The sequence below is a fragment of the Pantoea sp. 9140 genome, assembly GCF_000745295.1.
Lineage (GTDB): Bacteria > Pseudomonadota > Gammaproteobacteria > Enterobacterales > Enterobacteriaceae > Pantoea > Pantoea vagans.
Window position 1 is genome coordinate 4,114,387 of the sequence record NZ_JQNO01000001.1, and the last position, 25,593, is coordinate 4,139,979.

Genomic DNA, 25,593 nt, shown 5'->3' on the forward strand with positions numbered 1-25,593 from the left:
GGCTCCTTTCATGGCTGTTTCGCATTGAGATAGCTGCGGCGCACCAGATACTGCTGTACCAGGGTGATCAGCGCCATGATTGCCACCAGCAGCATCGCCAGCGCGCTGCCGGTGTTGGGATCGAGCGAAATATCACCGGAGACCAGCGCGGCGATGCGCACCGGCACCACGTTGAAATTACCGGTGGTCAGCGCGTAAATCGTGGCATAAGCGCCCAGCGCATTCGCCAGCAGGATCACAAAGGTTCCGAGCAGCGCCGGGAACAGAATCGGCAGAGCGATGTGCCAGACGTAGCGCCAGCGGCTGGCACCCAGCAGCGCAGCAGACTCCTGCCACTCTTTTTTCAGCCCGTCGAACGCCGGGTAGAGCAGCAGCACACCCAGCGGGATCTGAAACCAGGTGTAAACCAGCACCATGCCGTTGCGCGAGAAGAGTCGGAAGCTCTCAATCACACCATAATGGCGCAGCAGCAGCGTCAGGCAGCCGTTCAGCCCCAGCAGAATCACAAAGGCAAACGCCAGCGGGACACCGGCAAAGTTGCTGGTCATGTTGGTAAAAGAGATAAGGAAGCGCTGCAGTCGTCCGCCGCCGAGCTGATGCAATGAATAGCCGGTGATCAGCGCAATCAGCAGTCCCCAGACGCTGGACCAGAGCGAGATATCCAGTGAGAAGCGAAATGCCTGCTGGTAGAACGGTGAGGTGATGATGTCGTGATAGTTATCCCAGCCCCACTGGCTGTTCATGTCACTCCAGAAGCTGTTGATGGCGATCCACAGCAGTGGGGCCAGCTGAAAGGCGACCCAGAATAGGGTGAAAGGCAACAGCATCAGCAACGCGAATCCTTTTCCCTTCATCTTTGCGGCTCCGCCAGCAGCCCGCGACAGACCGGTTTGTCATGCGCCACTTCCAGCAGTTCACACAGCGTGCCGCACAGATCCGTCTGCTGCGGCGCAAGGTCAGGCTGCAGCGAGAAAGCGTGGCCAAAGACAAACAGCGGCACCGTTGTCTCCTCCGGCAGAATTCCGCCGTGGGAGCGATCGTCATTCATGCCGTGATCGGCCGTCACCATCACCTGGTAGCCTTCGGCCAGCCACAGCGGCATCCACTGCGACAGCAGGCCGTCAGCGATGCGCGCCCGGTTGCGGTACTGCGGCGAGGAGAGCCCCGACTTATGACCGGCATCGTCGATATTCATCGGGTGGATCAGCAGGAAATCGGGATCGTGACGCAGCCGCAGGCTCTCTGCATCCTCAAACAGATGTGAGTCAGGATAGCTATCGTCAGAATAAAAATGACCATACTGAATCGGCAGGTCCGGCGCGTCGGTATGACGATCGCGCGCCGGAACGAACGGTGTGCGGTTATAAAGCTCACTTACCCAGTGGTAGGCCGCCGCCGCTGTCGTCAGCCCTGCCGCGCGCGCAAAGTGAAACACGCTGCGTTCGCGACTTAACCGGCTGACGCCATTATGAATAATGCCGCTTCTGACCGGCGGAACGCCGGTCAGAATGCACTCATAAAGTGGGCGCGACAGCGACGGTAATTCACAGGTCATACGGTAATAGAACCCGTTGCCCTGTGAACACTCGGCATGCAGGTAACCCATTGCATGTTGTGCGACCTGATTGCTCAGCCCGTCCAGTACCACCAGGATGGTCTTCATTCCGTTCTCCCTGCCGCGAATTACTGCTGCATGTTGATGATGACGTTTTCCTGCCACAGGCGCGGCAGCATTTTCGACGATTTATCCCAGGCAGCCTGATCCTTAACCGGACGGGCATTTTTATATTCGGACTGCGGCAGCAGGCGAGCCTGAACGTCCGCTGGCAGGGTCAGATGCTCGGCACGAATCGGGCGGGCATAGCCCTTCGCCAGATTGATCTGTCCCTGGTCTGAGAAGATATATTCGCGCGTCAGTTTTGCGGCGGCAGGGTGTTTCGCATATTTGTTGATGATAGTGGTGTAGCCGGAAGTGACGGAGCCGTCAGACGGGATCACTACTTCGTAGCGATTTTTGTCGATCTGGTCACGGTAGTTCAGGGCGTTAAAGTCCCATACCACTGCCATCTGCACTTCGCCTTTTTCGATGTTAGCAATGACCGGATCGGTCACGCCAAGACGACCCTGTTTGGCCAGATCGGCAAAGAACGCCAGCGCCGGTTTCAGGTTCTTTTCATCGCCGCCTAAGGCGTAGTTTGCAGCCAGTACGCCATTAGCCGCCTGAGCTGCCACACCGACGTCGCCGATAGTAACCACATACTTACCTTTCTTCAGATCGGCCCAGCTGTAGGGAATATCTTTCACCTGCTGCTTGTCGATCAGAAAGGCAATGGTGCCAGTGTAGGCCAGCGCCCAGTGACCGTCTTTATCTTTGGCCCAGGCAGGAATCTGATCCCAGTGCGTCGGTTTGTAAGGCTGGGTTACCCCTTTGGCGACGGCGATCGGGCCAAAGGCGGCGCCCACGTCACCGATATCAGCGCTGGCGTTCTCTTTCTCTGCATCGAATTTCGCCAACTCCTGCGCCGATGACATATCGGTATCGCTGTGCTTAAGGCCATATTTGCTGCTGATGTCGTTCCAGGTCTCTTTCCAGTTGGCCCAGCTATCCGGCATCCCGACGCTGTTAACCTGACCTTCACTGCGCGCGGCTTTTTCGAGTGCGGCGAGGTCGTTATCGGCGGCCTGCGCAACGGGCAGGGTGAGGACTACAGCACTGGCTACTACAGAGGCGATAAACGCTTTCATCTCAGTTGCTCCGGGTGTAAGTTGATGGGCCTGGCTGGTCTAGTCCAGCAAGAACCGAGCCAATGTAGCCCCTCTATATGAACGATTTATGACAAGGCGGCGCGGTGCGGGGAAGGGGCGACAAAAGACGCGGCCCGTTCGCCCACCTCAGGCGCGTTTACCTGAACAGTAAGAGTGCGAAGTCGCACCAAAATGAGGCTACTGTTGTGGAGTCGATAGCACTCAAAACGGCGGATGCGATTGCCAGCGCACTGCTGACGCGCATCCAGGCGGGAGAGTTCAGCGGCGGGCGACTGCCGGCAGAACGTGCCTTAAGCGAGGCGTTCAGCACCACGCGGATTACCCTGCGGGAAGCGCTGGGTAAGCTGGAGGCCCAGGGGATGATCTACCGGGAACTGCGTCGCGGCTGGTTTATCGCGCCACCACGTCTGATTTACAACCCGCTGCATCACAGCCACTTTCATGCCATGGCGAGGGAGCAGGGAAGGCAGGCGACCACGGAAGTGATCGCTGCTGAGCAGGTCGCAGCGCACGACAGCGTAGCGATCGCGCTGCGTCTGGCTCCAGGTTCGTCGGTTTACTGTATTCGCCGCCTGCGCCGCATTGATGGGCGCGCGGTGCTCTATGTAGAACACTACCTCAATCCGCGTTTTTTCCCTGGCCTGCTCGATGAAGATCTGACCCGCTCCCTGACCGATCTCTATGACCAGCGCTACGGTATTCGCTACGGCGGCGCGCGCTTCACGATTCTGCCCGGCCCGTTGCCGGAGATTGCTGCACCTACGCTGAATGTCGCGCCGGGCAGCCCCGGTTTGCTGATCACCCGTATCAACCGCAATCAGCAAAAAGAGGTGATTGATTGCGACTGTGAATACTGGCGGTACGACGCGCTCTGTGTGGATGTGGAAGCTTAGGGTTATTGTGATTTGTATCACACTCACGCATGATGTTGCGCGCTAATAACTCCTTTTTAAAGGCGCAACATGAGTGACAAAAATCCTTTGGCCCGCCACCTTGCAACGGTTCTGCAATGGGTGCTGAATCTGGGTCTGCTGAGTCTGGCGATCATCCTGATCGTCTTTTTAGGCAAAGAGACTATTCATCTGGCAAATGTCCTGTTTAACACCGGCGAGCAGGCCTCTTCTTACCTGCTGATTGAGGGAATTGTTATCTATTTCCTCTACTTCGAATTTATTGCCCTGATTGTTAAGTACTTTCAGTCGGGCTATCACTTTCCCCTGCGCTACTTTGTCTATATCGGTATCACGGCTATTATCCGCCTGATTATCGTCGACCATAAAAATCCCTTCGATACCCTCTGCTACTCAGCGGCGATTCTGATTCTGGTGGTCACGCTGTGGCTGGCCAACAGTAATCGACTGAAACGCGAGTAATCCCCCTGCCGTCTGACACGACGGTAGGTGTTCGCATTGGCGCTCTGCGCTAAACTAGCGTCCTGAAAATTATCGGGAGTGGTGCCATGTCGCAAGACGCACTCAGCTTATTACGTTCGCTCAACTGGCTTTCTCCGTCGCAGGCCACCCTTGCGCCGCCCTTGCTTGACTGGCTGATGGAGGAGGATTCGATGACGCGCCGCTTTGAGCAGCACTGTCAGCGGGTCACGGTTCAGCCGCTGCGTGAAGGTTTTATCGACGCCAGCGAGTTGGGTGAGGAAAGGGCGTTATTGCCAGACGATGAACGCTTCTGGCTACGCGAAGTGCTGCTGTCCGGCGACGATCAGCCCTGGCTGGCTGGCCGCACGCTGGTGCCGGAAAGCACCCTTAACGGGCCAGAGGCGATGCTGCAACAGCTCGGCACTCGTCCTCTGGGGCGCTATCTTTTTTCGTCGTCGACGCTGACCCGCGATTTTATTGAGCCGGGGCAGGTGGAGGGATTGTGGGGACGGCGTTCCCGTCTGCGTCTCTCCGGCAAACCGCTGCTGCTGACTGAACTGTTTTTACCGGCATCGCCGCTCTATCGCGATCTGGTCTGAGGATTTTGTGGTGCAAACGAGCTTAAGTATGAATAAATGGCGGGCCTACGCTCGCCTGATGCGTATCGACAAACCGATCGGGACGCTGCTGCTGATGTGGCCCACGCTCTGGGCATTATGGCTGGCTGACATGGCGATCCCGCCACTGCCGGTGCTGGTGGTATTCGTTGCCGGGGTGTTTGTGATGCGCGCGGCGGGTTGTGTGATCAATGACTACGCCGACCGCAAAGTTGATGGTCATGTGGAGCGTACGAAGCACCGGCCACTGGCCAGCGGCGCGGTGAGTGCAAAAGAGGCGAAGCTGCTGTTCGTGATCCTGGCGCTGGTGGCGTTTGCGCTGGTGCTGACCATGAACCTGATGACGATCATGCTCTCCGTCGTGGGGCTGGCGCTGGCCTGGGTTTATCCCTTTATGAAGCGCTACACCCACCTGCCGCAGGTGGTGCTGGGGGCCGCGTTTGGCTGGGCGATTCCGATGGCCTGGTCCGCAGTTAGTGAGTCCTTACCTCTAGTCTGCTGGCTGGTGTTTATTGCCAACATCTGCTGGACGGTCGCTTATGATACGCAGTATGCGATGGTCGATCGGGACGATGACCTGAAGATTGGCGTGAAGTCGACGGCGATTTTATTTGGCCGTTTCGACAAGCTGATTATTGGTCTGCTGCAACTGGCAACCCTGCTGCTGATGGCGCTGGTGGGCATGATGCTGCATCTGAACGGCGCCTTCTACTGGACGCTGCTGCTGGCGGCTGCGCTGTTTGTTTATCAGCAGAAGCTGATCGCCGGGCGCGAACGCCAGCCCTGTTTCCAGGCTTTCCTGAATAACAACTATGTCGGGATGGTGCTGTTCCTGGGCGTACTGATGAATACGCCGCCGTTCAGTCAGCTGTTCTGATAGAGAGTTTTGGGCGAAAAAAGGCTTATTGAGCGGCGAAATCGAGCGTGCGCAGGAAACACGGTCAGATCGGAAAGACGCAAAAGCCGCCATCCCTGGCGCGGGACGCTTTCCTCTTCTGACCGTGTTCCCAGCGTGTTGAGCTTATTCATTGCTTCCAGAATTCTTCTAATCCGAAGTTTTGGGCATAAAAAAGGCGACCTCATGAGGTCGCCTTTTTACTGTGCGCGGGGTCAGTCGTGCGCCACCGCGGTTTCAATCGTCATGCGGACATCGCTGGTGACCAGGTCAGCCAGGATATGCCAGGTCGCCAGGGTCTGCGCGACATCGGCATCACCGCTGTCGCTGATATACCCTTCGTCACGCAGCGTCAGTACCAGCGAGGTAAAGACCGCTTTGTCGAAGAACTCCGGCGCATTGATACCGTGCAGCACCGACAGACGCTGTGCCAGCGTCCGGCTCTCTTTCTCCAGCGTGCCACGGTTAATCGTCGGCTTGGCGCTGAGAATCGAGAAGGTAATGGCATAACGCTGCAGCGTTTCGCGCACACCGGCAGCCAGCAGTTGCAGCGTGCGGTAGCGCGCCGCAGTAAAGCGCAATTCACCGGCTTCGTAAGTAATCAGGCCCTGACGCGCCAGCTCCTGACTGATATCGTTCAGCAGTTGCGGCAGCTCATCGGTCTGCCAGCGCAGGAACAGTTCGCTCTTCAGCATCGGATAGATCAGGCTCACCTGACGCAGCAGTTCGGCTTCAGTCAGCGTCTGATGCTGCTGAACTATGGCGGCAATCAGCGACGGCATCACCAGCATGTGATGAATATTGTTGCGATAGTAGGTCATCAGCACCGCCTGCTCACGCGGCAGAATGATGATGTCGCCGATACTGTCCTTTTCATTCTCAAACTTATTCATACCCATGGCGTGATCCAGCAGCGCTTCCGCTGAAAGATCGGGTACGGTCGCGTTAGGTGAATAAGGCACATTGCGCAGCAGCTGGGTATAGCATTCCAGCTGTTCAATCAGCTGTTCACGGGTGAGTGAGCGCTGACGTGACGCCAGCAAAGCGGTAACACAGAGGTTCATGGCATTGGCCGCGCCCGCTTCATTGATACGTACCATCAGGCTGGCCGCGATATCATTGACCGTCGGTGTTAACCAGCTCGGACGCTGCGGCTCAATCGGATCGATGGCATCGCGCCATTCCGGTACCTGCTTGTTGAGATAGTTGACCAGCGGCAGCGGTTCGCCAAAGTTAACGTAACCCTGACCGAGATTGCGCAGCTTGCGCAAGCCACGCACCATCTGCATGAAGCCCTCTTTCTCTTTCGCCGCGCCGCGCAGTTCTTTGGCGTAAGTACCCACTTCCATCACGTGCTCATAGCCGATGTAGATCGGCACCAGCGTGATCGGGCGGTTACCGCCGCGCAGCATCGCCTGCAATGTCATGGCTAAGGTGCCGGTTTTCGGGTCCAGCAGGCGGCCGGTACGAGAACGTCCACCCTCGACAAAGTACTCAACCGAATAGCCGCGGGTAAACAGCTCGCCGAGATATTCACGGAACACCGTGGCGTAGAGCTTGTTGCCTTTAAAAGTACGACGAATAAAGAATGCGCCCAGACGACGGAAAATCGGGCCGGCTGGCCAGAAGTTGAGGTTGATACCGGCAGCAATGTGCGGCGGGACCAGGCCCTGATGATAGAGCACGTAGGAGAGCAGCAGATAATCCATGTGGCTGCGATGGCACGGCACATAGACAATCTCGTGGCCATCCTGCGCCAGCTGGCGCACTTTTTCGCCGCCATTAACGTTGATGCCCTGATAGAGACGACTCCATAGCCAGCCCATCACGCGGTCAGTAACGCGAATCGCTTCATAAGAGAAGTTGGCGGCAATTTCTTCCATCATCTCGACAGCATTCTGCTGCGCTTTCTCATGGGAAATTTTTTTGCTGCGTGCTTCATCTTCGACGGCTTTTTCAATCGCTTTGGATTGCAGCAGACGGTTAAAGAGATCCTGACGCGCCGGTAACCGCGGGCCAATCGCCGCCAGCCGCTGACGGGCAAAATGGATGCGCGCTACGCGAGCCAGCTTCTGGGCAATCGACTTATCCGTACCGTGTTCCGTGGCCATGCGGCGCAGCGAAACGGTCGGCGAGAAGCGAACAAAACTGTCGCGTCCGTGCCAGATCACCGCAAAGAATTTCTGTACGCCGTTCAGCACCCGCAGGTGTGGCGTGGCTTCGCCCTGAACTTCACGTCCTGGTGCGCGGCCAAACATCACCGTGACCGGCAGCATCTGGATATCCAGCGTAGGATTATTGCGATGCAGATCGAGGTAATCGTGAAAGATTTTCACCGATTCCACGCTGGGCACAAAATAGGGGAAAACGCGCGGGCCATCGTGGATAAATACGTGGCGCGGCAGCAGTGAACCATCAATCTCCAGCGGAGAGAGTGGGTCAGGCAGATGATGCCGCAGACACTGCGCGCGTAAAGTCAGTAAGTCGGCCTTCGAATCGTAAGGCAAAACATACATAATAGGTCGGGTCGGATCCAGACCATGTTCAGACACGGGATCGGCCGGAATGGCCTTACTTTTTACCAAAAACGACAGTGGTAAATTAAGCAATTTGTAATAGAGTTTACGCCAACCTGACATAGACAACATGAAGCCTCTTGTTAGCAAAGCGCCGCAAGCATACCAGAAAGTGCAGCGAAGATCTGTGGTGGTGCCAATTGCACGCAGCCCAGACATTGACGTCAATCCGATAAAAGGGTTCCCACATCATGGCAAATAATGCCACCGGACTTATCAGAATAGTTAAAGCCGCAGGTTACTCCTGGCAGGGACTGCGTGCCGCCTGGCAACATGAAGCGGCGTTTCGTCAGGAAGCCCTGGCTGCGCTGGTCGCCATTATTATCGCCTGCTGGCTGGATGTCGATGTGGTCTCACGCATCCTGATGATTGGGTCGGTGGTGCTGGTGGTCATTGTTGAAATCCTCAATAGCGCCATTGAAGCGGTCGTTGACCGCATCGGTCAGGAGCATCATCCGCTGGCGGGCCGGGCCAAAGATATGGGCTCTGCGGCGGTACTGATCAGCATCTTACTGGCACTGTTTGTCTGGATCGCGCTGCTCTGGACACATTTGCGATAAGCGTTCCATATCGCGCCGGAAGCCGCGTTTTGCCTGACAATCGGTTTCCATTTCGCCAATACCTGTATATACTCACAGCGACTGTATAAACAACCAGGGGGCGGGATGAAAGCATTAACCAGCAGGCAGCAGCAGGTCTATGACCTGATTCGCGACCATATTTCTTCAACAGGCATGCCGCCTACGCGCGCAGAGATTGCTGCACAACTGGGCTTCCGCTCACCGAATGCGGCAGAAGAGCACCTGAAAGCGCTGGCGCGTAAAGGCGTTATCGAGATCGTTTCCGGTGCATCGCGCGGCATTCGTCTGCTAATGGAAGAAGAAGCCTCAGAAGGCATACCGTTGATTGGCCGGGTTGCTGCCGGTGAGCCGATCATGGCGCAGGAACATATCGAAACCCACTACAAGGTCGATCCGGGCCTGTTTAAGCCGTCTGCCGACTTCCTGCTGCGCGTCAGCGGAATGTCGATGAAAGATATCGGGATTATGGATGGCGACCTGCTCGCGGTACATAAAACCCAGGATGTACGCAACGGCCAGGTTGTCGTTGCCCGCATTGATGATGAAGTCACCGTTAAGCGCTGGAAAAAGCAGGGTGCTATCGTGCATCTGCTGCCTGAAAACAGTGATTTTGACCCGATTGTTGTCGATACCCGTGCACAGTCCCTGACCATTGAAGGTCTGGCGGTTGGTGTGGTTCGCAACGGTGAGTGGCTCTGATTTGAGGCCTGCGTGCATTCGCCTTTTCTGATGCTATTCTGTCTGCCCTAATTTTGTCGCTGCCTGTTTTGCGCAGCGACACCGAGCACGGAACGGCGAATGCGCTTTATCACGGCAACCGATAAAAATCTCTGGCGGCTTGCGCTGCCAATGATCCTTTCAAATATCACCGTTCCCTTACTGGGGGTGGTCGATACGGCAGTAATTGGTCATCTCGACAGCCCTGTCTATCTTGGCGGGGTTGCGGTCGGGACCACGGTGACCAGCTTCCTCTTTATGCTGCTGCTTTTCCTTCGAATGAGCACGACTGGCCTTACGGCGCAGGCGTTTGGTGCGGGCGATAAAACTGCGCTGGCACGCGCACTGACGCAGCCGCTGATTATTGCGCTGCTGGCAGGTGGACTGTTCATCGCTTTACGTTATCCGATTATTCAGCTGGCGACCCATCTGGTTGGCGGCAATCCTGCGGTACTGGAACAGGCGGCACTGTTTATTCAGATTCGCTGGCTCAGTGCGCCTGCTACGCTGGCAAATCTGGTCATTCTGGGCTGGCTGCTGGGCGTGCAGTATGCGCGCGCGCCGGTGATCCTGCTGGTGGTGGGCAATGTGGTTAATATCGTGCTCGATCTCTGGCTGGTGATGGGTCTGCACTGGGGTGTCGCGGGTGCGGCAACCGCCACGGCGCTGGCGGAGTACATTACGCTGGGTGTCGGCAGCATCATGGTCTGGCGGGTCCTGAAGCTGCGCGGTATTCCCCTGAGCCTGCTGAAGCAGAGCTGGCGCGGTGACAGCGGCCGGCTGCTGCGGCTGAACCGGGATATCATGCTGCGCTCACTAATGCTGCAACTCTGTTTCGCCTCGCTGACCGTGCTGGGCGCGCGGCTGGGCCCGGATGTGGTGGCAGTTAACGCGGTATTGCTAATGTTCATTACGTTCACGGCCTATGCGCTGGATGGCTTCGCCTACGCGGTTGAAGCGTTTGCCGGCGAGGCGCATGGTGCAAAAGATGGCGGCAAACTGCGGCGTGTCTGGCACTCTGCCTGTCGGCAGGCGGTGGTGGTGGCGCTGTTCTTCTCGCTGATCTATGCCATTGCTGGCCCGCAGATTGTTACCCTGTTGACCTCCCTTCCTTCGCTGCAACAAAGTGCTGACCGCTATCTGGTCTGGCAGATCGTTATGCCGCTGATCGGCGTCTGGTGTTATCTGCTGGATGGAATGTTTATCGGCGCGACGCGCGGACGTGAGATGCGTAACAGTATGGTGGTGGCAGCAGCAGGCTACTTTCTGACGCTGCTGAGCGTACCGGCGCTGGGCAATCACGGACTGTGGCTGGCGGTAACGGTTTTCCTGGCGCTGCGCGGTCTGTCACTGTGGCTCATCTGGCGCAGGCACTGGCGTCAGAACAGCTGGTTTGATGCCTGACACTGTACAGGCTGATACAGATTATTCCGTATTATTCCGGGCTTATGAATGTGACTACTACAATTAACTTTATCCGGCGCAGTTAACCAGCGCTTTATATCGTTATTTTGTTAAGTAACAAGATAATTGTTAAACCCCGAGGATTGGAGGTCTGCCATGAATAAAGACGAAGCGAGCGGCAACTGGAAGCAGTTCAAAGGCAAAATGAAAGAGAAATGGGGCAAGCTGACCGACGATGACATGCAGGTTATCGAAGGCAAACGCGATCAGCTGGTCGGCAAAATCCAGGAACGTTATGGCTATGCGAAAGATGAAGCAGAGCGTGAAGTGACGGACTGGGAAGGCCAGAATAAAGACCACCGCTGGTAATGCAGCGCTGATCAGTTAACACGTTCCGGTGCACCCGCACCGGAACCACACAAGGATGCGCCAGTTACCCGCGTTTTCCCCGCTTTTTCCCCTCATCCTGATGATCGTGTTCGCAGCTTTCATGGTGCGTACAGGCTTCTACTGCAGCACAATTTTCACACAGGCCATGCGCTTCAATCACACTGTGGCGTAAAGCGAACTGCGCTTCACCCGCCAGCGTCGCGATAATCTTCTCCACGCCCTGCGCCTGTTTCTCCGTTACTGCTGCACAGCGGTCGCAGACCAGCATCACTGACGTATGCGCCGGTGCCTCAAAGTGGTGACACATAACGTAGCTATTGTTGGACTCCACCCGATGTATGAAACCCTGCTCCAGCAGGAAATCCAGCGCACGATAGACGGTGGGCGGCTTGGCCTGCGGTTCGCTGATGCGGAGTTGATCCAGCAGATCGTAGGCGCTGATCGAGCCAGGCTGTTCGGCCATCAGGCGCAATACCTCAGCACGCTGCGAAGTCAGACGTACACCGCGCTGCAGGCACATTTTTTCGGCCTGAATCAAAATTTGCTGCGACGTCATGTTTGTCATGAAAAATTCTCCGCTGGATAAGTGATGTTATTTTATCACACATGGTTTTGCGGCGCTGATGTTCGTTTTCGCCTGTTAAAACAGCATTATTTGCCTGATAAAGCAGCATTTTAAGAATTTCAGCCGCTATCTATCTCAAATCTGACGAGAAATCAGATCCATTCTCAATCGACATGAAGCGGAATTTGTTGGCATTTTGCTTTGCATCTCACTGAGTTAAGAAGTAATGTTCAGAAAGACTTAAGGAAAGTCTGGCAGTATTTGAAATAACCCGACACAGTCTGAACAATTACAACGGTTTTTTGATTGGAAAACGTCCAATCCTTTGAATTAAGACACTGTTTCCTTTGAATTCACAGCAATAACGCGTTAGCCAGGGTTCACAATAGGGCTAACAAACTATTCAGTCGTTGAATGTTTCAATGACAATTTCTCAGGTGATGGCAGGCAAATGGTGAAAAAATCCGCTCAACGTTCAGCGCTGAAGTATTCCGCTGCAGCGACCGCGCTTTTCCTTTCTTCTTCCGCCATGGCGGCAGGGACCTGGTATGATGCACGTAATGACGCCATGGGCGGCACCGGCGTAGCATCTTCTGTTTATGGCTCAGCAGTGCTGGCGAACCCGGCATTAATGACGCGTGCTAAATCTGACGATAACGTCAGCATTATTATTCCCTCGGCAGGAATTCAGGTTACTGATAAAGATAAGCTGATTGATAAAGTCGATGATATTACCGACACCGTGGATCGCTATCGCGACGTGATTGGTAACCTGACTTTTGCGGATTATCTGCGTGGCTACCCTGAACTGCGTGCTGCCTCCGGCGATGTTGCTGACAAGCTCAGCGATTTGCGCGGTAACAAAGCGGACGGCAGTGCAGGCGTGGCCGTGGCCGTCACGATCCCTAATGAGACCCTGCCTTTTGCGTTTATTACCAAAGCCTACGGTACGGCGCACGTCCGTGCCAACGTGGTCCAGGGTGATATCGACTACCTGCGCGGTGTTGCTAACGGAACGGTGCTGCCACGTCCAGGCGATCAAAATAACCTGCGTTCCAGTGCAAATGGCTTAGCGGCACTCACCATTGATTATGGTGTGGCAGTGGCACATGAGTTCACCATCGCCGGTCAGCCAGTCTCGGTGGGCGTAACGCCGAAAGTGCAGAAAACCTCGCTCTATAACTACACTGCCAGCATCTATAACTACGACAAGAACGACATCAATAATAGCCAGTATCGCAGCACCGACACCGGTTTTAACGTTGATGCCGGTCTGGCGACTACCTTTGCTGAAAACTGGACGCTGGGTGTGACCGGACAGAACCTGGTTTCGCGCGATCTGCAGACTAAAGAGGTCAACGGGTTCCGCGATACCTACCAGATTCGCCCACTGGTCACCACCGGTCTGTCCTGGGATAAAGGTCCGTTTACCGTGACCGGCGATGTGGATCTGACCGAGACCAAACGCTTCAAAACCCAGGATAACAGCCAGTATGCGGCAGTAGGGGCGGAGTACCGCGTGCTTGACTGGCTGCAACTGCGTGCCGGTTATCGTGCGGACATGCGGTCTAACGACGAAAATGTTGCCACCGCAGGTTTTGGTCTGTCACCGTTTAACAAAGCTGTCCATCTGGATCTGGCTGGCTCGGTGGGGGCTAACAACACCTGGGGCGCGATGATGCAGCTGGGCTTTAACTTCTAAGCACGATATTCAGGCTGTTCGGGGGCGGGCGATGCACTATCGCCCGCCCTTGTGTTATCCTTGCACAGAATTCCATCACCCTTAATTACCGGATTGTCTGCGCTTCATGCCTAATTTCTCTTCGCAACGTTTCTCTATCGCCCCCATGCTCGACTGGACCGATCGTCACTGTCGCTATTTTCATCGTCAGCTGACCGGTGACACGCTGCTCTACACCGAAATGGTGACCACAGGCGCGATCATTCATGGCAAAGGGGATTACCTGGCATACAGCGAGGCGGAACATCCGGTCGCGTTGCAGCTTGGCGGTAGCGATCCGGCGGCGCTGGCGCAGTGTGCGAAGCTGGCAGAGCAGCGCGGCTACGATGAAGTAAACCTGAATGTCGGCTGTCCTTCGGATCGGGTTCAGAATGGTCGTTTTGGTGCCTGCCTGATGGCCGAGGCGAATCTGGTCGCGGATGCGATTAAAGCGATGCGCGATGTGGTCTCCATTCCGGTGACGGTGAAAACCCGCATCGGGATTGATGAGCTGGACAGCTATGAATTCCTGACGGACTTTATCGGCACGGTGGCGGGTCGCGGTGAGTGTGAGACGTTTATCATCCATGCGCGCAAAGCCTGGCTTTCTGGCCTCAGCCCCAAAGAGAACCGCGAAATTCCACCGCTGGACTATCCACGCGTATATCAGCTGAAACGCGATTTCCCGCATCTGACGATCGCGCTTAATGGCGGCGTAAAAACGCTGGAAGAGGCACAGACCCACCTGCAGCACCTGGACGGTGTGATGATGGGACGCGAAGCCTATCAAAACCCCGGCATTCTGGCGCAGGTCGATAAGACGCTGTTTGGTCGTCAGCACCCGGCGGCAAACCCGGTGGAAGTGGTGCGCGCCATGTATCCCTATATCGAAGCGGAACTGGCGAAGGGCACATATCTGGGACACGTCACACGCCATATGCTGGGACTGTTCCAGGGTATTCCGGGCGCCCGCCAGTGGCGACGTCACCTGAGTGAAAACGCTCACAAGCCGGGGGCGGATGTTCGCGTACTGGAAGCCGCGCTGGCGCTGGTAGCGGATAAGATCCCACAGGAAGTCTGATCCGTGATCGTAACCCTGAAAAACCAGCTCTGAAGCGCTGGTTTTTTTTTACGCCAGAATGTGGTTTTTCTCACCAGGTCGCTACACCTTTTTTAATCCTTATCAGCTTTAAATCAATAAGTTATCAGTTGGCACGCTTTTTGTAATAGCTATAACAACTGATTTTAAAAGGAGCGCTGACGTGGAAATTTTATTTGTATTGGGGTTTTTCCTGATGCTGTTGCTGACCGGCGTTTCACTGCTGGGCGTGCTGGCGGCACTGGTGGTCGCAACCCTCGTGATGTTTGTCGGTGGACTGTTCGCAATTGTTATCAAGGTGTTGCCGTGGCTGGTGCTGGCGGTGATTGCTGTGTGGCTGCATCGTGCCTTTTTTGGCAACAGTGATGCGCGAGCGCGTCGTAAGCTGAGACTTAAGATCAACAGGTTAGACCGCAAAGGCTGGCGCTAAATGCGGTAGCGATCACAGTGTGAGAGATTGTTCGGCGCTGATCTGCAATTAAACATATTTTTTACTTATGTTTTCTGGCAGGATGCCTGTCGTCAAATCGATGTGCCATCGACTCGACATGAATTCATCGCCGCTGTCCCTACACCAGCGCGAACAAAAAATAAAAAAAAGAAGAGGGCTTCCCACGGGAAGCCCTTTTTGCTGCTTACGGGGTGCTGGCTGTTACGGGATTAACAGGCAGGATCCCTGCGTGGCACGGCTCTCCAGCATCTGGTGCGCCTGGCTGGCCTCTTTCAGCGCAAACTTCTGCTGCTCCGGCACATCAACCTTGATCGCGCCGCTCGCCAGCAGGGAGAACAGCTCGGCACTGGCGGTCTCCAGCTCCTGGCGATTGGTGATATAGCCAAACAGGGAAGGACGGGTCACAAACAGCGAGCCTTTCTTATTCAGAATGCCCAGATCGATGCCGGTCACCGGACCCGATGCATTACCAAAACTGACCATCAGACCGTGACGGCGCAGCGAATCCAGCGATGCTTCCCAGGTATCTTTACCCACGGAGTCATACACGACACCCACTTTTTTCCCTTCTGTCAGTTCGCTGATGCGCTGTGCAATATTCTCTTCGCGATAATTAATGGTCTCCCATGCGCCAGCATTTTTCGCCATCGTGGCTTTTTCCGCTGAACCCACGGTGCCGATCAAATGCGCACCCAGCGCTTTTGCCCACTGACAGGCGATTAACCCGACGCCGCCCGCCGCGGCATGAAACAGAAAGGTCTCACCGGCGCTGATTTTATAGGTCTGGCGCAGCAGATATTGCGTGGTCAGCCCTTTCAGATAGCTTGCCGCACCCTGTTCAAAGCTGATCGCCTCCGGAAGATGCATCAGGCGATCTTCCGCTACGTTGTGCACTTCACTATAGGCCCCCATCGATGCCAGACAGTAGACTACGCGATCGCCAGGTTTAAACAGAGTCACGCCACGGCCAACCCGCGACACCACACCTGCGGCTTCCGTTCCCAGGCCAGAGGGAAAAGCGGCAACCGGATAGAGCCCGCTGCGAACATAGGTATCGATGTAATTAATCCCGATAGCGCGATGCTCAACCTGCACTTCATGTTCAGCCGGGTCAGCAGGTTCAAAATCTGTCCACTCTAAGACGTCCGGGCCGCCATGCGCGCTGAACTGAATACGCTTTGCCATTCTGACTCCTGTGATTGTTTCATCATGAGGGTGAGGCGCGCACCCCAACTAAGGTATACTTGCGCGTCCCCACAGAAGATCGGTAATGCATTCACTATGGCAGGAAATAAACCCACCAACAAATCGAACGAAACGCAGGATCGCCAGCTCGCAGGCGTGAAAATGCCCCCGCATTCTCTGGAAGCGGAGCAGTCGGTGCTCGGTGGGTTAATGCTGGATAACGAGCGCTGGGATAACGTCTCTGAGCGCGTCGTCGCGAATGATTTTTTCAACCGCTCGCATCGGCTGATTTTTTCCGAGATGCAGCGGCTGCTGGAAAACAGCAAACCCATCGACCTGATTACGCTCTCTGAATCGCTGGAAACCCGCGGCGAACTGGAGATGGCCGGTGGCTTCGCCTATCTGGCTGAGCTGGCGAAAAATACCCCGAGTGCGGCGAACATCGGCGCTTATGCTGACATTGTGCGCGAACGCGCAGTGGTACGTGAGATGATCTCCGTCGCCAACCAGATTGCTGATGCCGGCTACGATCCGCAGGGACGTAACAGCGAAGAGCTGCTCGACTTCGCAGAGTCGAACGTCTTTAAAATTGCGGAAGCGCGTGCGGATAAAGATGCTGGCCCGAAAAACATCGAGCAGATTCTGGAATCAACCGTCTCCCGTATCGAATCGCTCTATCAGACACCGCATGACGGCGTCACCGGCGTGGATACTGGCTATCAGGACCTCAATAAAAAGACTGCCGGCCTGCAGGGCTCTGACCTGATTATTGTTGCCGCCCGTCCATCGATGGGTAAAACCACCTTTGCGATGAACCTGTGCGAAAACGCCGCCATGCTGCAGGAGAAGCCGGTGCTGATCTTCAGTCTGGAGATGCCCAGCGAGCAGATCATGATGCGTATGCTGGCGTCACTTTCCCGCGTCGATCAGACCCGCATCCGAACCGGACAGCTGGATGATGAGGACTGGGCGCGCATCTCCGGCACCATGGGCATCCTGCTGGAGAAGAAGAACATGTACATCGATGACTCTTCTGGCCTGACGCCCACCGAGGTGCGTTCGCGCGCCCGACGCATCTACCGTGAAAACGGTGGCTTAAGTATGATCATGATCGACTACCTGCAGCTGATGCGCGTGCCGTCACTGTCGGACAACCGTACGCTCGAGATTGCTGAGATCTCCCGCTCGCTGAAAGCGCTGGCCAAAGAACTGAATGTGCCGGTGGTGGCGCTGTCGCAGCTTAACCGCTCACTGGAGCAGCGTGCTGACAAACGGCCGGTCAACTCGGATCTGCGTGAATCGGGTTCGATCGAGCAGGATGCGGATTTGATCATGTTTATCTATCGCGATGAGGTTTACCACGAGAACAGCGATCTGAAAGGGATTGCCGAGATCATCCTGGGTAAACAGCGTAATGGCCCGATCGGTACGGTGCGCCTGACCTTTAATGGCCAGTGGTCACGCTTCGACAACTACGCGGGTCCGCAATACGACGACGAATAATCTCCGCTTTGTGCTGTCATGCACGATCTGTGCATGACAGCCCTCATCATCAGAAAATAGTGTTGGACAACCTCTCGGGTTATCGGGTTATCTGTAACAAAGCGACGCCCATTACGCTGTGGAAACGGAATGACTCACGTAGACGATTACGACCTTAAAATCCTGACTTTATTACAATCTAACGGCCGTCTGACCAATCAGGAACTCAGCGATCTGGTCGGCCTTTCTGCCTCTCAATGTTCCCGCCGCCGTATCAATCTGGAACAGGCTAACCTCATCCTGGGTTATCACGCCCGGCTGTCACCTGATGCCATCGGGCTTGGCATGGTGGGATTAATTGAGGTGCGCCTGATTAATCACACCGCCGAATATGTCGAGAGCTTTCACCGCATGGTGGAGCAGGAGCAGGCGATTGTGGATGCCTACAAAACCACGGGTGATGCAGACTATCTCCTCAAGGTGGCGGTGGCCGATCTTAACTCCCTCAGTGCGTTAATCAGCCAGTTAGTCGCCGGTCACCAGAGCGTTTCTCATGTGAAAACCTCGGTAGTGCTTGGGCGAATGAAAGAGAACGGGCTGATGATGATCCCCGGAGAGAAGACGCGCTAAAAGAGTGCGTGCTGTGCGATTTTGGTGCACACTGGCGGCAGTTAATGCAAATAACGCGCATTTAAGATGGCTTTGGCGCATAGGTTGACGGCATCAGTTGAAATTCATGCACAAAGTTCCGTTATAAAGCGCCTTAGATATCAACGGGATATCGCTGGCATCCGCTTTACAGCCGTTCAGTGCTGTGGCGATGGTGCGTTTTTTGCATCGGAACCGCATCATTTGCACTGAGAAAACCCCCATGGATAACATCGCAGAACCCACCCGCGTCCCGCATTCGCGCATTGAAGATGCGCTGGCGATGGTGCTCGGCACCCTGATGGTCTCGTTCGGCGTCATTATGCTGAAACAGGCCGGTGCGCTGACCGGCAGCACCGCAGGTATCGCCTTTCTGATCAGCTATCTCTCGCCGCTCTCGTTCGGCAGCGCGTTCTTCCTGATCAACATCCCGTTTTACTGGCTGGCGGTTAAACGCATGGGCTGGGAATTTACCCTGAAAACCTTCTGCGCCGTCGGGCTGGTGTCGCTCTTCACCCAGCTACACCCGCTGTTCGTCCACTTTTCTGACCTTAACCCCTTCTATGCGACACTGTTCGGTAACGTCATCATGGGAATCGGGTTTATAGTGTTATTTCGTCATAAGGCGAGCCTGGGCGGCATCAATATTCTGGCGCTGTGGCTACAGGATCGCTTTGGGATCCGCGCGGGTAAACTGCAGATGGCAGTCGATACCTGCGTCGTGCTGGCGTCACTGTTTGTGGTGAGTGGCCCCATCCTGCTCGCGTCGATTGCGGGTGCGGTGATCCTGAACCTGATTATTGCAATGAACCACCGTCCGGGACGCTATCGGGTTTAATCCGCCGCTTACGGACCAATCATGGAGACCTACACCGTGTTTCAAAACGTTGATGCCTATGCTGGCGATCCGATTCTGTCGTTGATGGAAGCTTTCAAACAAGACCCACGCGAACACAAAGTTAACCTGAGTATCGGGCTCTATTACGACGAACAGAACATTATCCCGCAGCTGAAGGCTGTAGCGGCTGCCGAAGAGCAGATCTATGCTGAGCCGCATCAGGCATCGCTCTATCTGCCAATGGAAGGGCTGAACAGCTACCGTAGTGCGATTGCACCGCTGCTGTTTGGTGCCGATCATCCGGTATTAAAAGCGGGCCGTATTGCGTCGATTCAGACCCTGGGTGGTTCTGGCGCGCTGAAAGTCGGCGCGGATTTCCTCAAGCGCTACTTCCCGCAGTCTGCCGTCTGGGTCAGCGATCCGACCTGGGAAAACCACATCGCGATTTTTAACGGTGCAGGTTTAGAGGTAAATACCTATCCCTGGTATGACGCCGAAACCCACGGTGTGCGGTTTGATGCCTTTATCAGCACCCTGAAAACCCTGCCCGCGCAGAGCATCGTGTTGCTGCATCCCTGCTGTCATAACCCGACCGGCGCTGACCTGACGGATGCGCAGTGGGATCAGACCGTTGAGGTGCTGAAAGCACAGCAGCTGATTCCTTTCCTGGATATCGCCTATCAGGGCTTTGGTGCGGGTATGGAACAGGATGCCTATGCCCTGCGCGCGGTCGCGGCGGCGGGTCTGCCTGCGCTGGTCAGTAACTCCTTCTCCAAAATCTTCTCGCTTTATGGTGAGCGCGTAGGCGGTCTCTCGATCGTCTGCGACAGTGCCGAAGAGTCAGCACGTGTGCTGGGCCAGTTAAAAGCTACCGTTCGCCGTAACTACTCCAGCCCGCCAAATTTTGGTGCGCAGGTTGTGGCACGCGTCCTCAACGATGAGGCGCTGAAGGCCAGCTGGCTGGCTGAAGTAGAGGCGATGCGTCTGCGCATTCTTGCGATGCGCCAGTCGCTGGTGGACGTACTGAGCACCGCGCTGCCAGGTAAAAACTTCGACTACCTGCTGAAGCAGCGTGGCATGTTCAGCTATACCGGCCTGAGTGCGCAGCAGGTTGATCGCCTGCGTAACGAATTTGGCATCTATCTGGTGGGCAGCGGCCGCATGTGTGTGGCCGGTCTGAACAGCAAAAATGTGCATCAGGTAGCGGAAGCGTTTGCCGCCGTGATGTAACAGCAGCCAGGCTGTAAACAAGACCGCCAGGGTTTTCTCTGGCGGTTTTTTTATGGGTCAGGGTTTACCTTTCGGCGACATGCTGCACACTTAAACGGGATAACCGTTTCAGGAATAAGCTATGTGGCATCAACAAACTATAACGCTGAGGGCGAAGTCGCGCGGGTTTCATCTGGTCACCGATGAGGTCGTTAATTCGCTTTCCGGACTGCGTGATATCAAAACCGGACTGCTGCATCTGCTGTTGCAGCACACTTCGGCGTCGTTAACCTTAAACGAGAATTGCGACCCGACGGTGCGCAGCGACATGGAGCAGCATTTCATGCGGCACGTGCCGGAGAATGCGCCTTATCAGCACGACTACGAAGGACGTGATGATATGCCAGCGCACATCAAATCATCGACCTTAGGGGTTTCGTTGTTATTACCGGTTCAGCGGGGACGTCTGGTACTGGGCACCTGGCAGGGTATCTGGCTGGGCGAGCATCGCATTGATGGCGGTGCCAGGCGGATTGTCGCCACTTTACAAGGGGAGTCGTAATGAATAACTCAGACTTACTGACCTATTGCATGAGCAAGCCGGGCGCGGAGCAGAGCGTCCACAATGACTGGAAGGCTACACAGATTAAAAGTAACGGCGTGCTGTTTGCAATGGTGCACGAGGTAAAAGGGCGGCCCGCCGTCTCGCTGAAATCGACGCCAGCGCTGGCCGAATTGCTGCGCGATGAGCACAGCGATATTATTCCCAGCGAGCATCTGAATAAGTCTCACTGGAGCACGCTGTTCCTCGACGGTTCGCTGAAAGATTCGCAGATCTACTATCTGGTCGATGCCTCATACCAGCAGGCGGCGGCTGCCCGTTAAACGGCAATAAAAAACCCTCTTACCTGAGCAGGAGGGTTTCAGATCAGACCGCTTACGCGGCAGACTGATCGCGCAGGGTGTTAATATCAATAACAAAGCGATACTTCACATCGCTTTTCAGCATGCGCTCATACGCTTCGTTGATCTGGTCCATCGCGATCAGCTCAATGTCTGACGTAATCCCGTGCTCGCCACAGAAATCGAGCATCTCCTGGGTTTCCGCGATGCCGCCAATTAGTGAACCGGCGATGCTGCGACGTTTAAAGATCAGGTTAAAGACCTGCGGTGCCGGATGATCGTGCTCCGGTGCGCCCACCAGCGTCATGTTGCCATCCAGCTTCAGCAGGGTGATGAACGGATTTAGATCGTGCTGAGCCGCCACGGTGTTCAGGATGAAGTCAAAGCTGTTCGCGTGCTGCGCCATCTGATCCGCATCTTTGGAGATCACCACTTCATCGGCACCCAGACGTTTGCCATCTTCAATTTTGGATGGTGAGGTGGTGAACAGCACCACATGTGCGCCCATGGCATGCGCAATCTTCACGCCCATATGGCCCAGGCCGCCTAAGCCTACGATACCCACTTTCTTGCCAGGACCGACATTCCAGTGACGCAGCGGCGAATAGGTGGTGATACCGGCACACAGCAGCGGTGCCACGCCCGCCAGCTCCAGGTTTTCCGGGATCCGCAGCACAAAGCTTTCATCAACCACCATCGACGTTGAGTAGCCGCCGTAGGTAATGGCGCCGGTTTCGCGATCTTCGCCGTTATAGGTGCCGACAAAGCCGTTTTCGCAGTACTGCTCCAGACCCTGCTGACAGCTCGGACAGCTGCGGCAGGAATCGACCATACAGCCGACGCCAACCAGATCGCCGACTTTGTATTTCTGCGTCTGTGGACCAACAGCAGTTACGCGACCCACAATTTCATGCCCCGGAACGACGGGAAAAATGGTGTTTTTCCACTCATTACGGGCCTGATGCAGGTCTGAGTGGCAAACGCCACAGAACAGCACCTCAAGCTGAACGTCATGGGCGCGCAGCTCACGCGGCTTAAAATCGAACGGTGCCAGTTTGGATTTTGCATCCTGAGCAGCATACGCATGCGTAATATTCATGGTGTCTCCAGTTTCGATGTGTCGTGAGTGTTTTTTGATGATGTGCAGCAGCGTGGATGTGCTGCGAAAACAGGGCGACGCCAGGGGCGTGCCAAAGAGGAACCGCTTAAGGATAGTCAGCGTGAGGAAAAGCGTATATGCCTATACATGTCTGAATCTTGCCTGATTCTGCATTTTTCTGGCTGAATCGGCAGGGGATAAAAAAGGCCCGCACGCGGCGGGCCTGAGAGAATTACTTCTGTAACAGGGGCTTCAGGAAGCGCGCGGTGTGGGATTTCTCACACTCCGCCACGGTTTCTGGCGTACCCGCCACCAGGATTTCACCGCCGCCGCTGCCGCCTTCCGGACCAAGATCGACAATCCAGTCTGCGGTTTTGACCACATCGAGGTTGTGCTCAATCACCACGATGGTATTGCCCTGATCGCGCAGCTTATGCAGCACTTCTAGCAGCTGCTGGATATCGGCAAAGTGCAGGCCGGTGGTCGGCTCATCCAGAATGTAGAGCGTCTGACCGGTGCCACGCTTCGACAGCTCACGCGCCAGCTTCACACGCTGGGCTTCACCGCCGGAAAGGGTGGTGGCGGACTGACCGAGGCGGATATAGGTGAGACCCACATCGATCAGCGTCTGCAGCTTACGCGCCAGCGCTGGCACGGCATCGAAGAACTCACGCGCCTCTTCGATCGTCATCTCCAGCACTTCGTGAATGCTCTTGCCTTTGTATTTCACTTCCAGCGTTTCACGGTTATAGCGTTTGCCTTTGCACTGGTCGCACGGCACATAAATGTCCGGCAGGAAGTGCATCTCGACTTTCAGCACGCCATCGCCCTGACAGGCTTCACAGCGTCCGCCCCGCACGTTGAAACTGAAGCGACCTGGATTGTAGCCGCGCGAACGCGCTTCCGGCACGCCCGCAAAGAGTTCACGCACCGGGGTGAAGATACCGGTGTAGGTGGCCGGGTTGGAGCGCGGTGTACGACCAATCGGGCTCTGGTCGATGTCGATCACTTTGTCGAAGTGCTCCAGGCCTGCCACGTCACGGTAAGGTGCCGGTTCGGCGATGGTCGCGCCGTTCAGCGCACGCTGAGCAATCGGGAACAGCGTATCGTTGATCAGGGTCGATTTACCCGAACCAGAAACACCGGTAATACAGGTGAACAGCCCGACCGGCAGCGTCAGCGTAACATCCTTAAGGTTGTTGCCGCGTGCGCCGGTAATCTTCAGCACTTTGGCCGGATCGCCTTTAACGCGCTCCTCTGGCACCACAATGCCACGCTTGCCACTCAGGTACTGACCGGTCAGCGATTCTTCCTGCGCCATAATCTGATCAACGGTGCCTTCTGCGACCACCTGACCGCCGTGTACGCCTGCACCCGGACCGATGTCGATCACGTGGTCTGCGGCACGAATCGCATCTTCATCATGCTCAACCACAATCACGGTGTTGCCGAGGTCGCGCAGATGAATCAGGGTGCCAAGCAGTCGTTCGTTGTCACGCTGGTGCAGGCCAATAGAAGGCTCATCCAGCACATACATCACCCCGACCAGACCGGCACCGATCTGGCTGGCCAGACGGATACGCTGTGCTTCACCCCCGGACAGGGTTTCCGCAGAGCGTGACATCGACAGATAGTTCAGGCCGACGTTGACGAGGAAGCTCAGGCGATCGCCAATCTCTTTCAGAATTTTCTCGGCGATCTGCGCACGCTGGCCGCTGAGTTTCATGTTTTCAAAGAAGGACATCGCATGGCCGATGCTCATCTCAGAGATGGTCGGCAGCGTGGTGTTCTCCACGAAGACGTGGCGCGCTTCACGACGCAGACGGGTGCCTTCACAGCTGGCACAGGCGCGGTTGCTGATAAACTTCGCCAGCTCTTCGCGAACCGCAGAGGATTCCGTCTCTTTATAGCGGCGCTCCATATTATTGAGCACGCCTTCAAACGGATGACGACGAACCGAGGTATCGCCGCGATCGTTGATGTACTTAAATTCGATGCTCTCTTTGCCTGAGCCATACAGAATCACTTTCTGCACATTGTCTGGCAGGCTGCCGAATGACGCTTCGATATCAAAATCGAGGTGTTCCGCCAGCGAACGCAGCATCTGGAAATAGTAAAAGTTACGACGATCCCAGCCGCGAATGGCGCCGCCCGCCAGCGAAAGCTCGGGATTCTGCACGACGCGGTCAGGATCAAAATATTGCTGTACGCCCAGGCCGTCACAGGTTGGGCAGGCGCCCGCCGGGTTGTTAAACGAGAACAGGCGCGGTTCCAGCTCGCTCATGCTGTAACCACAAATCGGACAGGCGAAGTTAGCCGAGAAGAGCAGCTCTTCTGCGTCGCTGTCATCCATGTCCGCCACGATAGCCGTGCCGCCGGAAAGCTCCAGCGTGGTTTCAAACGACTCCGCCAGACGGGTTGCCAGGTCTTCACGCACTTTGAAGCGGTCAATGACCACCTCAATGGTGTGCTTCTTCTGCAGCTCAAGCTTCGGCGGATCGGAGAGGTCACACACTTCGCCATCGATACGCGCACGGATGTAGCCCTGCGTCGCCAGATTCTCCAGCGTCTTGGTGTGCTCACCCTTACGATCTTTCACCACCGGGGCCAGCAGCATCAGGCGACGACCTTCCGGCTGGGAAAGCACCTGATCCACCATCTGGCTCACGGTCTGCGCCGCCAGCGGCACATCATGATCCGGGCAGCGCGGTTCGCCTACGCGGGCAAACAGCAGACGCAGGTAGTCATGGATCTCTGTGATGGTTCCCACCGTCGAGCGTGGGTTATGCGAGGTGGATTTCTGCTCAATGGAAATGGCGGGCGACAAACCTTCGATATGATCGACGTCCGGCTTCTCCATTAACGAAAGAAACTGGCGCGCATACGCAGAGAGCGACTCCACATAGCGGCGCTGACCTTCCGCATACAGCGTATCAAACGCCAGTGAGGATTTACCGGACCCTGACAGGCCGGTTACCACAATGAGTTTGTCGCGTGGGATGGTCAGGTTGATGTTTTTCAAATTATGGGTGCGGGCACCACGAACTTCGATCTTATCCATTCACCTTTCCCGGA

At 55.7% G+C, this 25,593-nt stretch carries 25 protein-coding genes; 17 read left to right on the forward strand and 8 right to left on the reverse strand.

Annotation, left to right across the window (positions count from 1 at the left end; all coding sequences use genetic code 11):
• Positions 1–8: 8 nt before the first annotated feature.
• Genes FA92_RS19040 through FA92_RS19050 form a run of 3 tightly spaced genes read right to left on the reverse strand, consistent with a single transcriptional unit; the run spans position 9 to position 2,745 of the window.
• On the reverse strand, positions 9–854 hold the full coding sequence (locus tag FA92_RS19040) for an ABC transporter permease subunit (RefSeq protein WP_033784462.1): 846 nt from the start codon (positions 852–854) through the stop codon (positions 9–11).
• The gene (locus FA92_RS19045; protein WP_033784463.1) at positions 851–1,663 is read right to left on the reverse strand and encodes an alkaline phosphatase family protein; all 813 of its coding nucleotides are present in this window, start codon (positions 1,661–1,663) and stop codon (positions 851–853) included. Before FA92_RS19045 ends, FA92_RS19040 begins: the two co-directional genes overlap by 4 nt.
• Before the next feature lie 20 nt (positions 1,664–1,683).
• Positions 1,684–2,745, reverse strand: coding sequence for an extracellular solute-binding protein (locus FA92_RS19050; protein WP_033784464.1), 1,062 nt, complete (start codon positions 2,743–2,745; stop codon positions 1,684–1,686).
• Between the two features lie 206 nt (positions 2,746–2,951).
• Between FA92_RS19050 and FA92_RS19055 the strand changes: the two genes are divergently transcribed.
• The 4 genes from FA92_RS19055 (at position 2,952) to ubiA (ending at position 5,633) form a co-directional block, all read left to right on the forward strand.
• Positions 2,952–3,659: a UTRA domain-containing protein gene (locus FA92_RS19055; protein ID WP_051926545.1), complete on the forward strand. Its 708-nt coding sequence runs from the start codon at positions 2,952–2,954 to the stop codon at positions 3,657–3,659.
• A 69-nt stretch (positions 3,660–3,728) separates the two neighbouring features.
• Complete coding sequence (psiE, locus tag FA92_RS19060; RefSeq protein ID WP_013359769.1) at positions 3,729–4,139, forward strand: phosphate-starvation-inducible protein PsiE; 411 nt, start codon at positions 3,729–3,731, stop codon at positions 4,137–4,139.
• Between the two features lie 86 nt (positions 4,140–4,225).
• Positions 4,226–4,738, forward strand: a complete 513-nt coding sequence (ubiC, locus tag FA92_RS19065; RefSeq protein ID WP_013359770.1) for a chorismate lyase — start codon at positions 4,226–4,228, stop codon at positions 4,736–4,738.
• A gap of 10 nt (positions 4,739–4,748) precedes the next feature.
• The gene (gene ubiA / locus FA92_RS19070; protein WP_033784465.1) at positions 4,749–5,633 is read left to right on the forward strand and encodes a 4-hydroxybenzoate octaprenyltransferase; all 885 of its coding nucleotides are present in this window, start codon (positions 4,749–4,751) and stop codon (positions 5,631–5,633) included.
• Positions 5,634–5,866: 233 nt separating this feature from the next.
• On the opposite strand, the gene plsB is transcribed toward ubiA, so the two are convergent.
• The gene (gene plsB, locus FA92_RS19075; protein ID WP_033784466.1) at positions 5,867–8,290 is read right to left on the reverse strand and encodes a glycerol-3-phosphate 1-O-acyltransferase PlsB; all 2,424 of its coding nucleotides are present in this window, start codon (positions 8,288–8,290) and stop codon (positions 5,867–5,869) included.
• A gap of 128 nt (positions 8,291–8,418) precedes the next feature.
• On the opposite strand from plsB, the gene FA92_RS19080 reads away from it, so the two are divergent.
• From FA92_RS19080 to FA92_RS19095, 4 genes are all read left to right on the forward strand, one after another.
• The gene (locus FA92_RS19080; RefSeq protein WP_013359773.1) at positions 8,419–8,787 is read left to right on the forward strand and encodes a diacylglycerol kinase; all 369 of its coding nucleotides are present in this window, start codon (positions 8,419–8,421) and stop codon (positions 8,785–8,787) included.
• A gap of 105 nt (positions 8,788–8,892) precedes the next feature.
• Positions 8,893–9,507: a transcriptional repressor LexA gene (gene lexA / locus FA92_RS19085; protein ID WP_013359774.1), complete on the forward strand. Its 615-nt coding sequence runs from the start codon at positions 8,893–8,895 to the stop codon at positions 9,505–9,507.
• A gap of 99 nt (positions 9,508–9,606) precedes the next feature.
• Positions 9,607–10,929 carry an MATE family efflux transporter DinF gene (gene dinF / locus FA92_RS19090; RefSeq protein ID WP_033784467.1) on the forward strand — a complete coding sequence of 441 codons (1,323 nt, stop codon included), beginning with the start codon at positions 9,607–9,609 and terminating at the stop codon, positions 10,927–10,929.
• Between the two features lie 156 nt (positions 10,930–11,085).
• On the forward strand, positions 11,086–11,298 hold the full coding sequence (locus FA92_RS19095; protein ID WP_013359776.1) for a CsbD family protein: 213 nt from the start codon (positions 11,086–11,088) through the stop codon (positions 11,296–11,298).
• Positions 11,299–11,362: 64 nt separating this feature from the next.
• On the opposite strand, the gene zur is transcribed toward FA92_RS19095, so the two are convergent.
• On the reverse strand, positions 11,363–11,884 hold the full coding sequence (gene zur, locus FA92_RS19100; protein ID WP_033734886.1) for a zinc uptake transcriptional repressor Zur: 522 nt from the start codon (positions 11,882–11,884) through the stop codon (positions 11,363–11,365).
• A gap of 451 nt (positions 11,885–12,335) precedes the next feature.
• Between zur and traF the strand changes: the two genes are divergently transcribed.
• The 3 genes from traF (at position 12,336) to pspG (ending at position 15,133) form a co-directional block, all read left to right on the forward strand.
• Positions 12,336–13,586, forward strand: a complete 1,251-nt coding sequence (gene traF, locus FA92_RS19105; RefSeq protein WP_013359778.1) for a conjugal transfer protein TraF — start codon at positions 12,336–12,338, stop codon at positions 13,584–13,586.
• A gap of 106 nt (positions 13,587–13,692) precedes the next feature.
• A complete protein-coding gene (dusA, locus tag FA92_RS19110; protein WP_033784468.1) occupies positions 13,693–14,685 on the forward strand; it encodes a tRNA dihydrouridine(20/20a) synthase DusA in 993 nt (330 codons plus the stop codon).
• A 181-nt stretch (positions 14,686–14,866) separates the two neighbouring features.
• Complete coding sequence (gene pspG, locus FA92_RS19115; RefSeq protein ID WP_033784469.1) at positions 14,867–15,133, forward strand: envelope stress response protein PspG; 267 nt, start codon at positions 14,867–14,869, stop codon at positions 15,131–15,133.
• 222 nt (positions 15,134–15,355) lie between these two features.
• On the opposite strand, the gene FA92_RS19120 is transcribed toward pspG, so the two are convergent.
• On the reverse strand, positions 15,356–16,339 hold the full coding sequence (locus FA92_RS19120; RefSeq protein ID WP_033784470.1) for a quinone oxidoreductase: 984 nt from the start codon (positions 16,337–16,339) through the stop codon (positions 15,356–15,358).
• A 96-nt stretch (positions 16,340–16,435) separates the two neighbouring features.
• On the opposite strand from FA92_RS19120, the gene dnaB reads away from it, so the two are divergent.
• The 6 genes from dnaB to FA92_RS19150 all read left to right on the forward strand — a co-directional run bounded on the left by dnaB (position 16,436) and on the right by FA92_RS19150 (position 21,401).
• Positions 16,436–17,842 (forward strand): replicative DNA helicase, encoded by a 1,407-nt coding sequence (dnaB, locus tag FA92_RS19125; RefSeq protein WP_033734894.1) that lies wholly within the window; start codon positions 16,436–16,438, stop codon positions 17,840–17,842.
• A gap of 129 nt (positions 17,843–17,971) precedes the next feature.
• Positions 17,972–18,451 carry an Lrp/AsnC family transcriptional regulator gene (locus tag FA92_RS19130; protein ID WP_003855753.1) on the forward strand — a complete coding sequence of 160 codons (480 nt, stop codon included), beginning with the start codon at positions 17,972–17,974 and terminating at the stop codon, positions 18,449–18,451.
• Positions 18,452–18,692: 241 nt separating this feature from the next.
• Entirely contained in the window at positions 18,693–19,307 is a 615-nt protein-coding gene (locus FA92_RS19135; RefSeq protein WP_033734896.1) for a YitT family protein, read from the forward strand.
• Positions 19,308–19,343: 36 nt separating this feature from the next.
• On the forward strand, positions 19,344–20,537 hold the full coding sequence (locus FA92_RS19140; RefSeq protein ID WP_095707672.1) for an amino acid aminotransferase: 1,194 nt from the start codon (positions 19,344–19,346) through the stop codon (positions 20,535–20,537).
• Between the two features lie 121 nt (positions 20,538–20,658).
• Entirely contained in the window at positions 20,659–21,078 is a 420-nt protein-coding gene (locus FA92_RS19145; protein WP_033784471.1) for a secondary thiamine-phosphate synthase enzyme YjbQ, read from the forward strand.
• Entirely contained in the window at positions 21,078–21,401 is a 324-nt protein-coding gene (locus FA92_RS19150) for an MmcQ/YjbR family DNA-binding protein (RefSeq protein WP_013359786.1), read from the forward strand. Before FA92_RS19145 ends, FA92_RS19150 begins: the two co-directional genes overlap by 1 nt.
• A 52-nt stretch (positions 21,402–21,453) precedes the next feature.
• Here the strand turns inward: FA92_RS19150 and FA92_RS19155 are convergent, their stop codons facing one another.
• Positions 21,454–22,518 carry an NAD(P)-dependent alcohol dehydrogenase gene (locus FA92_RS19155; protein WP_013359787.1) on the reverse strand — a complete coding sequence of 355 codons (1,065 nt, stop codon included), beginning with the start codon at positions 22,516–22,518 and terminating at the stop codon, positions 21,454–21,456.
• 232 nt (positions 22,519–22,750) lie between these two features.
• On the reverse strand, positions 22,751–25,579 hold the full coding sequence (gene uvrA, locus FA92_RS19160; protein WP_033784472.1) for an excinuclease ABC subunit UvrA: 2,829 nt from the start codon (positions 25,577–25,579) through the stop codon (positions 22,751–22,753).
• Between the last annotated feature and the right edge of the window lie 14 nt (positions 25,580–25,593).

Bases quoted from the DNA above. Each gene is read 5' to 3' on its own strand.
- FA92_RS19040 (WP_033784462.1), bottom strand. From the start codon at position 854: ATGAAGGGAAAAGGATTCGCGTTGCTGATGCTGTTGCCTTTCACCCTA.
- FA92_RS19045 (WP_033784463.1), bottom strand. From the start codon at position 1,663: ATGAAGACCATCCTGGTGGTACTGGACGGGCTGAGCAATCAGGTCGCA.
- FA92_RS19050 (WP_033784464.1), bottom strand. From the start codon at position 2,745: ATGAAAGCGTTTATCGCCTCTGTAGTAGCCAGTGCTGTAGTCCTCACC.
- psiE (WP_013359769.1), top strand. From the start codon at position 3,729: ATGAGTGACAAAAATCCTTTGGCCCGCCACCTTGCAACGGTTCTGCAA.
- ubiC (WP_013359770.1), top strand. From the start codon at position 4,226: ATGTCGCAAGACGCACTCAGCTTATTACGTTCGCTCAACTGGCTTTCT.
- plsB (WP_033784466.1), bottom strand. From the start codon at position 8,290: ATGTCAGGTTGGCGTAAACTCTATTACAAATTGCTTAATTTACCACTG.
- FA92_RS19080 (WP_013359773.1), top strand. From the start codon at position 8,419: ATGGCAAATAATGCCACCGGACTTATCAGAATAGTTAAAGCCGCAGGT.
- lexA (WP_013359774.1), top strand. From the start codon at position 8,893: ATGAAAGCATTAACCAGCAGGCAGCAGCAGGTCTATGACCTGATTCGC.
- dinF (WP_033784467.1), top strand. From the start codon at position 9,607: ATGCGCTTTATCACGGCAACCGATAAAAATCTCTGGCGGCTTGCGCTG.
- FA92_RS19095 (WP_013359776.1), top strand. From the start codon at position 11,086: ATGAATAAAGACGAAGCGAGCGGCAACTGGAAGCAGTTCAAAGGCAAA.
- zur (WP_033734886.1), bottom strand. From the start codon at position 11,884: ATGACAAACATGACGTCGCAGCAAATTTTGATTCAGGCCGAAAAAATG.
- traF (WP_013359778.1), top strand. From the start codon at position 12,336: ATGGTGAAAAAATCCGCTCAACGTTCAGCGCTGAAGTATTCCGCTGCA.
- dusA (WP_033784468.1), top strand. From the start codon at position 13,693: ATGCCTAATTTCTCTTCGCAACGTTTCTCTATCGCCCCCATGCTCGAC.
- FA92_RS19120 (WP_033784470.1), bottom strand. From the start codon at position 16,339: ATGGCAAAGCGTATTCAGTTCAGCGCGCATGGCGGCCCGGACGTCTTA.
- dnaB (WP_033734894.1), top strand. From the start codon at position 16,436: ATGGCAGGAAATAAACCCACCAACAAATCGAACGAAACGCAGGATCGC.
- FA92_RS19130 (WP_003855753.1), top strand. From the start codon at position 17,972: ATGACTCACGTAGACGATTACGACCTTAAAATCCTGACTTTATTACAA.
- FA92_RS19135 (WP_033734896.1), top strand. From the start codon at position 18,693: ATGGATAACATCGCAGAACCCACCCGCGTCCCGCATTCGCGCATTGAA.
- FA92_RS19145 (WP_033784471.1), top strand. From the start codon at position 20,659: ATGTGGCATCAACAAACTATAACGCTGAGGGCGAAGTCGCGCGGGTTT.
- FA92_RS19150 (WP_013359786.1), top strand. From the start codon at position 21,078: ATGAATAACTCAGACTTACTGACCTATTGCATGAGCAAGCCGGGCGCG.
- FA92_RS19155 (WP_013359787.1), bottom strand. From the start codon at position 22,518: ATGAATATTACGCATGCGTATGCTGCTCAGGATGCAAAATCCAAACTG.
- uvrA (WP_033784472.1), bottom strand. From the start codon at position 25,579: ATGGATAAGATCGAAGTTCGTGGTGCCCGCACCCATAATTTGAAAAAC.